A 12,341-nucleotide genomic window follows, 5' to 3' on the forward strand; every position below is an offset into this window, starting at 1 on the left:
TCCTAGTTTTTATAATCGTTGTTTTAGTAGTGGTCGTTTAACCTAAGCTTAGCCATAAGCTTGAGCAGGCAACCACAATACAAGTTCAGGCCATACCACCAAGGCTAACAACGCCAGTAATTGCAGCAAGATGAATGGGACAACACCCTTGTAGATATCAGACAGTGCTACATCCGGTGGGCAAACGCCTTTCAGATAGAACAGTGAGAAGCCCACAGGCGGGGTTAAGAATGAGGTTTGTAGCGCCATCGCCACCAACATCACAAACCACACCAACTCTGGGTTATCCACAACCCCATAACCGTTAACTTCGATACCCAATGCAGAGATCACAGGGGCTAGCAGTGGTAATGCAATTAACGTGATCTCAATCCAGTCTAGGAAGAAACCCAGTAGGAAGATAATCAGCAATACGCAAGCAATGATGCCGTAAGGGCCAAATGGCAGACCTGTTAGCCAGTGCTCAATCAGCTCATCACCGCCCAGTTCACGCAGTACTAACGCAAAGCAGGTTGCACCTAAGAACACCATAAAGATGTAAGCGGTGGTGTTATAAGTACCCTGTGCCACTTCTTTAAATACGGTGAAATTGAGCTTTTTGTTGTACCAAGCAAGCAGTGTTGCGCCTAATGCACCCACGCCAGAAGCTTCTGTCGCAGTGGCAATACCTGCAAAGATAGAACCCAGCACCGCAATAATCAGCGCGACAGGTGGCAAAATGCTCTTGAATACCGCCAGAATCATCGCAAACTCAACGGGTTTAGCATCTGCGGGTAGTGGCGCTGCACTAGGTTTGAAAATACCAACGGCTAGAATAAAGACGATATACAGCGTACCCAATAATAGACCCGGTAATACCGCGCCCATAAACAGATCGCCCACTGACAAGGCCAACTGATCCGCCATAATTACCAACATGATTGATGGTGGAATCAGGATGCCTAGCGTACCCGCACTGGCAATAGTGCCCAGTGCCAATGGTTTAGAGTATTTTTGCTCAAGCATCGCAGGCAGTGACATCAAGCCTAAAAGCACAACTGATGCCCCCACAATACCAGTTGAGGCGGCCAGAATAATGCCGATCAAAGTGACGGTAATCGCCAAACCACCACGCACGCGACCAAACAACTGCTGAACCGAGTTCATCAGTTTTTCAGCCACACCTGAGCGGTCCAGCATAATGCCCATAAAGATAAACATGGGTAGGGCGACCATCACCCAGTTGTCCATAATCTTATAGATTCGGTTCACCACAATGCTCAGGCTGAGCATGTCTAAACCTGTTGCGGTATCCAGATAAATATCGGAAAGATAACCGATAAAAGCGAATGCCACCCCAACGCCGCCCAATACAAAAGCTACTGGGAAGCCGGTAAATAACAACACGATGAAACTTAAAAACATCGCGACGACTAGAATTTCATTGATTTCCATCAGAAGCCCCTTATTCGCCTTTCACTAAGCCGGTGATCTCTCGAATAAGACGAGCGAGCGCAGCAATAAATAACAAGCCAAAACTGATCGGAATAACCGATTTAATCAGCCAGCGATAAGGCAAACCTGTAGGAGAAGCCGAGCTTTCGTTGATACGCCAAGAGTCGTAAACAAAAGGCAAGCTGCCATCAAATACCACATAGATGAACGGCATCATTAACAACAAAATGCCTAATATCTCCCAAATGTGCTGGGTGCGTCTTTGAAAGCGCATATGGAAAATATCCACGCGGATGTGCGAGTTGGTAACCTGAGCATAAGAAATGCCGAACATTACGCCCACGGCGTACAGGTGCCATTGCAGTTCTTCTAGCAACACTAGACCGTGGTTGAAACCATAACGCAGTACTACTTGGGTGATGATCACTGCCATCAATACCACGTAGGACCACGCAAAAACCTTTCCTGCAGCCAAAACGATGCCATCTAAGAAATCAGCAATCGGAGAAGCCACTTTTGGAGAAGACGTTGTGTGAGACACAGCCATGCTCCTGAATCATCATTTGGGGGATTGAGACCCTAAGGTCGCGATTGATGTCTAACGTGTTAAGTTAACTTAGCTCTTAGACTTAATCTTTTAGGGACAAAACCGACATCATCTCAAAAGATTACTGTCGGTTTTGTCGTTCTGGTTCAATAGAACTCAGAGAGATTACTTACGCGGTAGAAACGCGTTCTGGCCCCATAGTTTGTACTCTTCGCGGAACTGGCTCATATCATCCCAGATCTTTTTGAACATTGGGTCGTTAGCAGTTTGCTCTGCTACTACCTCTGTCCAAGCACCACGGAAAGCATCTAACATAGTGTCGTTCCACTGCATAATGTGCACGCCACGTTTTTCAACGTTTTCTTTCATAACCGCAAACTGCTTCGCTTCACCTTCAGCAAAAGAGTCGGCCATAGAGGCTTTACACACTTGGCTTAGTGCCGCTTGTTGGCCAGCTGACATATCGTTCCAAGTGCCTTTGTTGATCAGCAGCTCAAAGATAGTCGACTGCTGGTGCCAGCCTGGGAAGTAGTTGTATTTCACAACTTTGTGGAAGCCCACACGAGTATCAACCGCAGGCATAGAGAATTCAGTCGCATCAATCGCGCCTTTCTCTAATGCAGGGAAAATTTCAGAGCCCGGTAGCAGTGAGGTGGAAACGCCCAGTTTCTCCATCACTTTAGCGCCTAAGCCGAAGAAGCGCATACGTAGACCCTGTAGGTCTTCTGGTTTTTCGATAGGCTTAGCGAACCAGCCAGAAGTTTCAGGTGGGTTGATCGCACAAGGCAGTACATGCACGTTGTAGCCAGATGCGTCGTACATCTCTTGGTACAGCTTCAAGCCGTTACCGTAGTACATCCACGCCATATATTCGCCAGCATCTGGGCCGAATGGCACAGCAGAGAACAGTGGTGAAGCAGGGATTTTACCCGCCCAGTAACCCGCAGTGGTATAGCCTGCGTTGATCTTACCTTGAGAAACCGCATCTAGAATTTCGAATGGTGCAACCAGCTTACCCGGCTCATACACCTTCATACGGATCGATTTATTGGTGACCAGTTCGATCTGTTCCGCTACCTTAGGGATAGGTGAACCAAGACCCGGTAAACTGGTGGCAAAGGCCACTGGCACTTTCAACAAGACTTTTTTATCTTCAGCAGCAGATGCATTCATTGCAACGCCTGCTAAGGCGATAGAGATCGAGGTAGCAGCCAGCGAGGCTTTCATAACTTTTTTCATGATCGATTCCCGTACGAAGGATTTGTTTTTTGTTATGTGTCAATTTTGTCTAAAATCGACTGAATGTTCCGATCAGAACTAAATTGGTAAAACCAATTTACAAGATTCAGTTCGTAAAGATAGTGACCTTTGGGTCGGTTTGTCAAATCTCTTTACCGCCTTCTGCTACCTAAGTATTATTCCAGCCAACCTAGATTGCCTATAAATCGCTATTTATAGATCAATATTCTGGCTTTTACGCTTGTTTTCCCGTTTATTATTCTGTGATGTAGACATATTGGTGGGTATTTATACTGTTTTTTGTAGTGCTAATAACCCGCTGATTAATATTGACAATAGAATGTTTTGAAACCTATTATTGGTAATACCAATTCAATCAGGGCATTTTTTACCCTTAGATTTTACCGCCAATGCTGTTGTACTGGATTTAATATAGTGGACAACAAGAGTTATAACCGCGTAAAGCAGCCAAAAATTTCAGATATCATCATGCAGCAGCTTGAAAGCATGATCCTAGAGGGCACCTTAAAACCGGGGCAAAAGCTGCCGCCCGAGCGTGAGCTTGCGGCACAGTTTGAAGTGTCTCGCCCCTCTTTACGTGAAGCTATACAAAAACTCACCGCCCGTGGTTTGCTGTTCAGTCGCCACGGTGGCGGCACCTACGTGAGTGAGCAGATTGGCGCTTCTTTTATTGATCCGCTACAAGAGCTGCTCAGTTCACATGATGAATTTTTATATGACCAGCTTGAGTTCCGAGATGCACTAGAAGGTTTGTCAGCCTACTATGCCGCGCTACGCAGCACAGAGGCCGATAAGCAGATGCTGACCCGCGCCTATCAAAACTTGCTGTCTGTGTATGAGAAAAATGATCCCGTACTAGAAGCCAAAGTAGATGCCGAATTTCATATGGCCATTGCAGAAGCCGCCCATAACGTGGTGTTGCTGCACACTTTGCGCGGCTTATTTTCGATGCTGGAAAAAAGTATCGTCTCGAACCTGAAAAACCTGTTTCAGAAAAAAGAATCGCGCCCAGTTTTATTAAAACAACACCAAGCGATGTACGACGCCATTATGGCGAGTAATCCAGAGCAGGCCAGAGCGGCAGCCCACGAACATTTGGTGTTTGTTGAGGATTCTTTACTGGAGATGCGCCGCGAAGAAACCCGTATTCAACGTTCGCTGCGTCGAGTACAGACCACCTCTTAATTATGACCGTTGCCAAGACTTGATTCATAATAGGTTCTTGGCATCTGACTTCTAGCTTAGTTAGGGAAAATATCAAGGAGTATTGCGAAATGCCTGTTGTTGCACAGCTGGTGCCGTTTGCCTTCTTGGCTGATAAGTAAAAAAGTCTTTCACACTCTGAACTTCTTGGCTCAACGGAATAATAGCCAAAATCTTGCCTTTTAAATCTGAGTCCTCTCGGGTTTCCCACATTTCAAGAAATTGGTATTTACTATAGGTACGATTACCCTGCGAAGGGTCTGCAAGCCACACGGTGTCTCTGTTAATTCCTCGTAATACTGAGAAGTGATCGTCTTTGCGGTGTTTTGTGTAAACGATAACAGGAATTTTTAGCTTGGTAAGCTGCTCAAAAGACGCTGCATATCCCACACTTCGAAAACCCAGCTCCTTCAGTGCATTAGCCATGTCATCAAAGGAGACCCGCATGTCTTCTTTATCCATGATCTTTAAAATTTCTTCTTCGGTAACAGACAAACCATAATGTTCATTAAGAACAGTCGCCAATGATGCTGCGCCACACGAATAATCCAAGTCTTGTTTTACAATCCCTAAATCACGTATCGTTTTCCAGCTAGTAATAGGAATTGTACCTTTCAGGTTATTACTCGAGATGTAAGCATAATCTGAAGCATGAGCAGAACAAAAACTAAAAACAGCAAATATAATCATATAAATCTGATATTTTTTGATCATAGGGCAGTTACTTCCTTGCACCCAAGGAAAAAAACAAATCCAAGATTCTATATAATACCGCTATCAGAAAAAAATATGCACTAAGGTAAGCCACCCAATTAGCATTTTTTTCCATCTCCGACCAATCTAAATTATTTACCGATTCAGCAGAACAGTACACAACCAAAGGCAGTGAAACAAACCAAGAAAGATAAGTTATATCTCTTTTATTATTTATAAGAATGTAGGTGACTGCCACATAAGTCGTGCTAGCAACAAATACCAAAAAAAACTTAGTGACGGATATTACTATTGGCTGCCAAACTATAGCAATAATCATTGGTACGCCTGAAAGAAACAGCGTTAAAGTGTTTTTATCTATAAAAAGCACGCTGATCATTTCTATTTCTTTATCCTTAAGATCCTTCATTCTTACCCTCCATAAGAAATAAAAAAACCAACCCTGCCCATAGAGGCAAGGTTGGTTTTTGTCACAACTTACCGAAATTGCCAAGCGCTGATAAATGAACTACCTGCCGCAGTAGCAGCGCCACGGATAGAAAAAACAGGATTGATCGCACCTACTACAGTCGATGTTCCAACGGTACGTGCATATGAACTCCAGCTCCATGTAGCGTTCCGATCAAACGCAGAATTTACAAGGTAAGTGTAGTTTCCTGTTATAAAACCAATACCTCCACCAATTGCATTGGGAATCCAAGCACCCTCAGTTTGCTTCATTTCCTCAGGCGACAACATAGCCAGCTCCATAGATTGGCCATTGTCCATATTGAAGATCAGATTAGCATCTGCCAAATCATTACTACTGGCTGCGAATGCAGGTAGAGAGATAGCACCACTCAAAAAGGTTGCGATAATTGCTTTTTTCATTTTTCACTCCATGTGAATTTAATAATAAGGCTGATTTAAAAGGCATATAGCCAATTAAGCCTCAGGTCTGCCCCACTTTGACCTGAGGTGTTACAGATAACTGACTCGTGTGTATACTTCTGCATCAGGTGTCACCTCATATCTCACGCCCAATGTGACAATAAGCATATCCGTGTTACCCTTGAACTCCCCGAATTTTGTTAGCAGCGTGATAAACGAAGACTCGCCAGTTTGAATAACAATCGGCTCATCCGTTAGCAAGTTTTGACGATCACTATTAGAGTAAGACAGAGAAGTGTCGAGCTTGATTTTTCCCTTATCAGTAATAAGGTCTTCAACCGTGAGCGGAAGATCAGCGATTGAAAAAGGTGAGATAACTAAGAACAGGCTCAGTGTGCAGATATAACGAAGATAATCCATTCTTCAACAGCATCCGTGCTATAAATTTACTTTCGAAAGCAGTATTACAATGGCCGATACGCTACTGTCAACCCAGCACCCAAAAGCCAATATTGAAGAGCACAACAGCACCCCTTGGTTTTATATCACCACAGGGGTTTTGTTGTTTGTCTTTCTGGTCTGGCAGGCTGCGATGTGGACTGAGCGTTATGAGTTACAGCAGCTCTATAAACAGGCCAACAATGACCTTACCCTGAATATTGTCAGCTTAAGGGGCAAATTAGACAAATATGAATACCTGCCGGAGTTACTTGCCACAAGAGCCGAGTTAGAGCAGTTTTTGCAGGAGATCACGCCAGAAAGTGGTCTAAAGCTCAACAGCCTATTAAAAAGCTACCAAACCATCAGTAATGTCTCCGACATCTATCTTTTAAATGCTGAAGGCAATACTGTTGCAGCCAGTAATTGGCAGTCACCACGCAGTTTTATTGGTAAAAATTTCAGCTTTCGCCCCTATTTTCAAGATGCCATTAAAGGACAAAAAGGCCGTTTTTATGGCTTAGGCACCACTTCGGGTGAACGTGGTTATTATTACTCCTATCCGGTGTTTAATGGCGCTGCGGTACAGGGTGTGTTGGTGGTTAAAATATTAATTGATGACTTAGAGATCCCTTGGCAAGACCAAAACTCTGAGTTTATGGTAACCGACCCCAATAGCATTATTTTTATCAGCAGTAACAGTGACTGGTTGCTGAAAAGTTTGTTGCCGATCCCCACAGAAGACCTTTCTGCTATTCAACGCTCGCGCCGCTATGCCGATGAGCAACACGCCACTTTGCCTTATCTCGTCGAACAGGAAGTGAGTGAAGAGGCACTACTGGTCAGTATCACTTCAGAGCTGGACAAACAGCCTTTACGCGCCACACGCTACTTACAGGTGAGCTTGCCTATGCCAGATGCAGGCTGGCGCTTACATATTCTGAAAAATGTGCGCGGCGTGCGGACTGAAATCTTAAAAAACAGCTTGCTCACAGCGGGTATTTATCTGGTGGTGGTGCTGTTGTCGATGTACAGCATTCAGCGCCAACGTATTCAGCGTGAACGCTTACGTCATGATCGAGAAACCAAAAAAACCTTAGAGGCCAACGAAGCCAGAATTCGCAGTATTTTAGATAACACTAAAGCGGGCATCGTGACGATGGACAGCTTTGGCCGCATCGACTATATCAACCCCTCTGCCGAGCGGCTGTTTGGTTATCCACTGCCTGAGCTACGCGGTCAGCATTTTACCGAGTTGATGCCACCAGAACAGCGCGCCCAAGGCAGCAAAGCGTTACACCTTGCCAGTGCTACACCTATTGAGATCAGTGGCTTACGTAAAAATCAGCGTTTAGTACCGCTGGAGATGATCATCAGTGTGATGAATGCAGACCCTAAGGGGTATCACTATATGGCCACCTTGCACGACATCACCGAGCGCAAACAGCATGAGCAAGCCTTACAACAAGCCTATGACGAGCTGGAACACCGCGTGATTGAGCGTACACAAGACCTGACTCAGGCCAACACACTATTGAAACAAGAAATTGAGCAACATCGGCACACCACCGAAACCCTGCAAAAAACTCAGAATGAGCTGATCCAAGCGGCGAAATTGGCCTTGTTGGGTCAAATGAGCGCCAGCATCAACCACGAACTAAATCAACCCCTTGCTGCCATTCGCGCTTATGCTGAAAACGGTGTCACCTTTTTGCAGCGCGACAACCCTGAGATGGCGCAAGCCAACTTAGAAGAGATTGTCGAACTGACCGAGCGTATGGCCAGTATCAGCGCACAGTTGAAGATGTTCGCTCGTAAAAGTGAGGGGCAGCTATCTCTTGTTTCAGTCTCTGCTAGTGTTGATTACGCGCTGCGTCTATTTCGCCCACAAATTGAAAAAGAGCAGGTGCAGTTACAGCGTCAAACACCAGAACAAGAGCTATTTGTTAACGCAGACCCTGTGCGGCTTGAACAGGTGTTGGTCAACCTGATCAGCAACGCACTACATGCCGTAGCGGGGCGGCCAAAGCGCACCATTGGACTGACTATTGAACAGGTTGAGCAGCAGGTTTTACTTTCTGTCAGTGACAGTGGCGCAGGCATTGCCGATGAGCACTTAGGCCAACTGTTTAACCCTTTTTTTACCACCCGAGAAGGGGGTAAAGGCTTAGGCTTAGGCTTGTCGATCTCTTACCGGATCATTCACGACTTTGGTGGTACTATTACCGCCTTTAATCGCCCTGAAGGTGGTGCAACGCTACGTATTAGCCTGCCACTGGCTGAGGTGATCTAAACCCTTTCAATTCGGAAAAACTAGCTTGTGAGAGATCAGATGAGCGACTTACTCGATGTGTTTGTAATTGACGATGAAAAACACCTGCGTATTACCGTCGCACAAACCCTATCCCTTGCAGGTTATCAGCCCAAAACCTTTGAACAGGCTGAGCACGCACTGCATCAGCTTCATCCTGATTGGAACGGTGTCATCATCACCGACCTGAAAATGCCGGGGATGGATGGTTTGGCTTTGATGCGTGAAACCCTGAAAATCGACCGTGACATCCCCATCATCTTGATCTCAGGTCATGCCGATATCTCAATGGCGGTCAGTGCCATTCGTGAGGGGGCATATGACTTTTTAGAAAAGCCCTTTTCCAATGACCTACTGCTTGATGTCGTCAAGCGCGCCAGTGAAAAGCGTCGTCTAACTTTGGAAAACCGTCAGCTCAAACAAGAACTTGCCCTGCACAGCGCACCGGGGCCGAGAATTATCGGCAAAACCCGCCCCATGCAACAACTGCTGCGCATGATCACCCAAATTGCCAACATTGAAGCCGATATCCTACTCTTTGGTGAAACAGGAGCAGGAAAAGATCAAATCGCCCGTTATCTGCATGAACACAGCAAGCGCCAAGGGAAAAACTTTGTCGCCATCAACTGTGGAGCGGTGCCAGAGTCGATTATTGAATCAGAGCTATTTGGTCATGAATCAGGGGCTTTTACAGGGGCGCAAAAACGCCGTATTGGCAAATTTGAACACGCCAATGGCGGCACCCTGTTCCTAGACGAAATCGAAAGTATGCCGCTATCATTACAGGTTAAACTGCTGCGCGTCTTACAAGAGCGTTGCATCGAACGCCTAGGCTCAAATGAACTGATCCCCCTTGATCTACGGGTTATTGCTGCCACAAAAGTCGACCTGAAAAAAGCCTCAGAGCAAGGGCAATTTCGAGAAGACCTGTACTACCGCCTGAATGTTGTCACTCTAGAAATTCCCCCGCTACGTGAGCGCATGGAAGATATCCCTCTACTGTTTCAGCACTTTGTATTAGTCGCCTCCAATCGAGTAGGCAGAGAAGCCCCGCCCCTAGATGGCGCACATATCTCCGTGCTGATGAGCCACAACTGGCCGGGTAACGTGCGTGAGTTGAAAAACCTAGCGGAACGCTACGTACTGCTCGGTGAAACCTGCGACTACAACCTAGAGCGCCTGATGCATGGTGCAGAAGCCACCACCCCGCTGACCCTGCCACAACAAGTGGAGATGTTTGAGCGTAGCCTGATAGAACAAGAGCTAGAACGCCAAAAAGGCTCCATCAAACTCACAATGGAAGCGCTAGGTTTACCGCGTAAAACCCTATACGACAAGCTGAAAAAATATGGCTTAAAACGGGATGATTTTACGTAGCGACTGGCGCTTAAATTGATGGCCAGCCTCACTTGAATAAGGGGGCTGGTGAAATGTCGGACAGCCTCACCCCAACTGCTCCGGTTGGTGAAATAAATAGCCCTGTGAATAAGTGACACCCAGATCTTTAACGATTTGCTGCACCTCTTCGCAGTGTACAAATTCTGCAACCACCTCTAAGTTCAGTACTTGAGCAAAGTTTACGATGGTTTTCACCGCAAGATGGGTATTTTTATCAATATGAATATTTTTAATCAGTGAACCGTCTATCTTTAAAATATCAATATTAAGTCGAGTAATATATTCAAAGTTGGAATAACCCGTACCAAAATCATCAATGGCAACTTTACAGCCTAGCGCCTTTGCGTCTTGTATAAAGTCTTCTACCTCTTTAAAGGTTTCAATCGCCTCAGACTCTACAATCTCTAAAATAACACGTTTTGCTGTATTGGTTTTTTTAAGAGTATCGAAAAGAAAGGCTATCGTTTTTTCGTTTTTGATATCTTCTATCATTAAATTAATAGAAAAGGCGCTCTCTCTATCTTTAAAGTAATGACAGGCTTGTTTAATAATAGAGCGAGAGAGTTCAGGATAGAGCTTGGCTTTTTTGGCTTGTTCTAGGAAGAAAAATGGAGAAATAATCCTGCCATCTTCTGAGCGAATCCGCATCAGAGCTTCATATTTTTCCTCTTGTGACTGGTTGTTGATGATTTTTTGGCCAAAGAGCAAGATATTGTTATGACTGATCGCACTTCGAATCTCTTTGGTGATTTGAATATTTTCAATCATCTCTTTGTATGCAGGCAGTTCTTCATCAAATATTGCATATCCTTTGTTATTCTTTTTGGCATTCAGATGTGCAATTTCAGCGTGGCTTAAAAGTTTATATTGTCCAGCTGCCAGTCCTATAGTCACTGATATGCTGAGATTGATGTCATCAACGATAAAGTTATTTTTTTCTAAGCTACGAGCAAAATCCCGAGAGAGGCTTTGTAGGCTTTTTAATGTAATGTTTCCACAAGCCAATAATGCAAATATGTCACCCGATAGGCGATAAGCTTTGACATTAGTAGATTCTAGTTTAGAAAGCCGATCAGCAAATTGAATCAGTATGGCATCACCTACTTCAAGGCGATAAGATTCATTAATATCTTTGAAGTTATCTAGATTAAGCAGCGCTATTTTAGGCTCAATACATCATGCTGATGTCTCGCATGAGTTTAACTCTATTAGGAAGTTTGGTTAAATTGTCTGTATATTGCTCATTTATAATTGCATCTTGTTCATAAATTCTAGTGATGTCATGCCTAACACTGATATATTCAATAATGTTCTCTTCACCATCTAAAATCGGCATGATGATTGAATCAACATAGTAAGGTTTTCTATCTTTGGTTTGATTTTTAATAATAGCCTTAAATACTTTCTTTGAACTGATGGTTTGCCACATCTCTTTAAAAAAATCACTGTCCATATCTGGATGCCTGACGACTCTGTGATTTTTTCCAATCAACTCCTCTCGACTAAAGCCACTCACCTCACAAAACTTATCGTTCACAAAAGTGATATTACCTGCAAGATCAGCCTTAGAAACGATGGCGCTTTCATCGAGGATACATTTGTACTGTTCTAAGGTGTTGAGCTGATCAAACAACTGCTTTTCATTACTCGTGTGCAGAATGCTTTTGACCTCATTGATCAGTCGGTTTTTATCGGCCAGTAGCTGATTTTGCTTTTGAATTTCACTGAGCAGTCTTCTCTCATTATCAAGTGGGCGCCAAGTGGTGTGCAGCAGGGCTTTGCCATCAATTTGGATCGTTTTTAAGGTCACTTCAACCAGAAAAGTGCTGCCGTCTAGCCTTTGATGTAACCACTCAAACTGTTGGTAGCCCTTGTCATAGCAGTTTTGGATTATCTCGTTGGCTTTGCCTAATGAGGGGCGGCCATCAGGTTGGTATTCAGGGGAGAGTTGGCCTGGATGTGTTGCTCTTAGCTCTTCGATTTGTTGCATACCGAGAATGTTCAGTGCAGCGCGGTTTCCATCAACAAAATACTGACCATCTACGATTAGAATCGGCTCAAAAGCGTTATCAAACAGCTGTCTATAGTAATCGGTACGTACATTGTCATGGCTCACTGTGGTCTCTCCACCTGATACTTTATAACCTGAATAAGGCTAAGGGTTTG

The 12,341-nt window shown here is 44.6% G+C and carries 12 protein-coding genes; 3 read left to right on the forward strand and 9 right to left on the reverse strand.

Translation table 11 applies throughout. The annotated features are described in order from the left end of the window. Positions 1–48 precede the first annotated feature (48 nt). The 3 genes from B5D26_RS09815 to B5D26_RS09825 all read right to left on the reverse strand — a co-directional run bounded on the left by B5D26_RS09815 (position 49) and on the right by B5D26_RS09825 (position 3,220). Positions 49–1,434 (reverse strand): TRAP transporter large permease, encoded by a 1,386-nt coding sequence (locus B5D26_RS09815; RefSeq protein ID WP_078745562.1) that lies wholly within the window; start codon positions 1,432–1,434, stop codon positions 49–51. Positions 1,435–1,444: 10 nt separating this feature from the next. Further along, the gene (locus B5D26_RS09820) at positions 1,445–1,981 is read right to left on the reverse strand and encodes a TRAP transporter small permease subunit (protein WP_078745563.1); all 537 of its coding nucleotides are present in this window, start codon (positions 1,979–1,981) and stop codon (positions 1,445–1,447) included. A 165-nt stretch (positions 1,982–2,146) separates the two neighbouring features. Continuing rightward, on the reverse strand, positions 2,147–3,220 hold the full coding sequence (locus tag B5D26_RS09825; protein WP_200810653.1) for a TRAP transporter substrate-binding protein: 1,074 nt from the start codon (positions 3,218–3,220) through the stop codon (positions 2,147–2,149). 489 nt (positions 3,221–3,709) lie between these two features. Between B5D26_RS09825 and B5D26_RS09830 the strand changes: the two genes are divergently transcribed. Then, positions 3,710–4,426, forward strand: a complete 717-nt coding sequence (locus B5D26_RS09830) for an FCD domain-containing protein (RefSeq protein WP_078745583.1) — start codon at positions 3,710–3,712, stop codon at positions 4,424–4,426. Between the two features lie 72 nt (positions 4,427–4,498). Here B5D26_RS09830 and B5D26_RS09835 read toward each other — a convergent pair whose 3' ends face one another. The 4 genes from B5D26_RS09835 to B5D26_RS09850 form a co-directional block, all read right to left on the reverse strand. Beyond that, complete coding sequence (locus B5D26_RS09835; protein ID WP_078745564.1) at positions 4,499–5,158, reverse strand: C39 family peptidase; 660 nt, start codon at positions 5,156–5,158, stop codon at positions 4,499–4,501. A gap of 7 nt (positions 5,159–5,165) precedes the next feature. Further along, positions 5,166–5,567: a hypothetical protein gene (locus B5D26_RS09840; RefSeq protein WP_078745565.1), complete on the reverse strand. Its 402-nt coding sequence runs from the start codon at positions 5,565–5,567 to the stop codon at positions 5,166–5,168. Positions 5,568–5,635: 68 nt separating this feature from the next. Continuing rightward, complete coding sequence (locus tag B5D26_RS09845; protein WP_078745566.1) at positions 5,636–6,028, reverse strand: hypothetical protein; 393 nt, start codon at positions 6,026–6,028, stop codon at positions 5,636–5,638. A 90-nt stretch (positions 6,029–6,118) separates the two neighbouring features. After that, positions 6,119–6,448, reverse strand: a complete 330-nt coding sequence (locus B5D26_RS09850) for a hypothetical protein (protein ID WP_078745567.1) — start codon at positions 6,446–6,448, stop codon at positions 6,119–6,121. A 49-nt stretch (positions 6,449–6,497) separates the two neighbouring features. Here B5D26_RS09850 and B5D26_RS09855 point away from each other — a divergent pair, with 49 nt between their 5' ends. Then, positions 6,498–8,759 carry an ATP-binding protein gene (locus tag B5D26_RS09855; RefSeq protein WP_078745568.1) on the forward strand — a complete coding sequence of 754 codons (2,262 nt, stop codon included), beginning with the start codon at positions 6,498–6,500 and terminating at the stop codon, positions 8,757–8,759. A 39-nt stretch (positions 8,760–8,798) separates the two neighbouring features. Next, on the forward strand, positions 8,799–10,154 hold the full coding sequence (locus B5D26_RS09860; RefSeq protein ID WP_078745569.1) for a sigma-54-dependent transcriptional regulator: 1,356 nt from the start codon (positions 8,799–8,801) through the stop codon (positions 10,152–10,154). Positions 10,155–10,220: 66 nt separating this feature from the next. Here B5D26_RS09860 and B5D26_RS09865 read toward each other — a convergent pair whose 3' ends face one another. After that, the gene (locus B5D26_RS09865; RefSeq protein WP_327196255.1) at positions 10,221–11,348 is read right to left on the reverse strand and encodes an EAL domain-containing protein; all 1,128 of its coding nucleotides are present in this window, start codon (positions 11,346–11,348) and stop codon (positions 10,221–10,223) included. Next, positions 11,344–12,291 carry a PAS domain-containing protein gene (locus B5D26_RS09870; protein WP_078745571.1) on the reverse strand — a complete coding sequence of 316 codons (948 nt, stop codon included), beginning with the start codon at positions 12,289–12,291 and terminating at the stop codon, positions 11,344–11,346. Before B5D26_RS09870 ends, B5D26_RS09865 begins: the two co-directional genes overlap by 5 nt. Positions 12,292–12,341: the final 50 nt, after the last annotated feature.

Source organism: Oceanospirillum multiglobuliferum (assembly GCF_900167095.1).
In the GTDB taxonomy this organism is placed as follows: domain Bacteria; phylum Pseudomonadota; class Gammaproteobacteria; order Pseudomonadales; family Halomonadaceae; genus Oceanospirillum; species Oceanospirillum multiglobuliferum.

What these genes read in the sequence shown, in the direction of transcription:
- B5D26_RS09815 (WP_078745562.1), bottom strand. Translation starts at nt 1,434, where the DNA reads ATGGAAATCAATGAAATTCTAGTCGTCGCGATGTTTTTAAGTTTCATC.
- B5D26_RS09820 (WP_078745563.1), bottom strand. Translation starts at nt 1,981, where the DNA reads ATGGCTGTGTCTCACACAACGTCTTCTCCAAAAGTGGCTTCTCCGATT.
- B5D26_RS09825 (WP_200810653.1), bottom strand. Translation starts at nt 3,220, where the DNA reads ATGAAAAAAGTTATGAAAGCCTCGCTGGCTGCTACCTCGATCTCTATC.
- B5D26_RS09830 (WP_078745583.1), top strand. Translation starts at nt 3,710, where the DNA reads ATGCAGCAGCTTGAAAGCATGATCCTAGAGGGCACCTTAAAACCGGGG.
- B5D26_RS09835 (WP_078745564.1), bottom strand. Translation starts at nt 5,158, where the DNA reads ATGATCAAAAAATATCAGATTTATATGATTATATTTGCTGTTTTTAGT.
- B5D26_RS09840 (WP_078745565.1), bottom strand. Translation starts at nt 5,567, where the DNA reads ATGAAGGATCTTAAGGATAAAGAAATAGAAATGATCAGCGTGCTTTTT.
- B5D26_RS09845 (WP_078745566.1), bottom strand. Translation starts at nt 6,028, where the DNA reads ATGAAAAAAGCAATTATCGCAACCTTTTTGAGTGGTGCTATCTCTCTA.
- B5D26_RS09850 (WP_078745567.1), bottom strand. Translation starts at nt 6,448, where the DNA reads ATGGATTATCTTCGTTATATCTGCACACTGAGCCTGTTCTTAGTTATC.
- B5D26_RS09855 (WP_078745568.1), top strand. Translation starts at nt 6,498, where the DNA reads ATGGCCGATACGCTACTGTCAACCCAGCACCCAAAAGCCAATATTGAA.
- B5D26_RS09860 (WP_078745569.1), top strand. Translation starts at nt 8,799, where the DNA reads ATGAGCGACTTACTCGATGTGTTTGTAATTGACGATGAAAAACACCTG.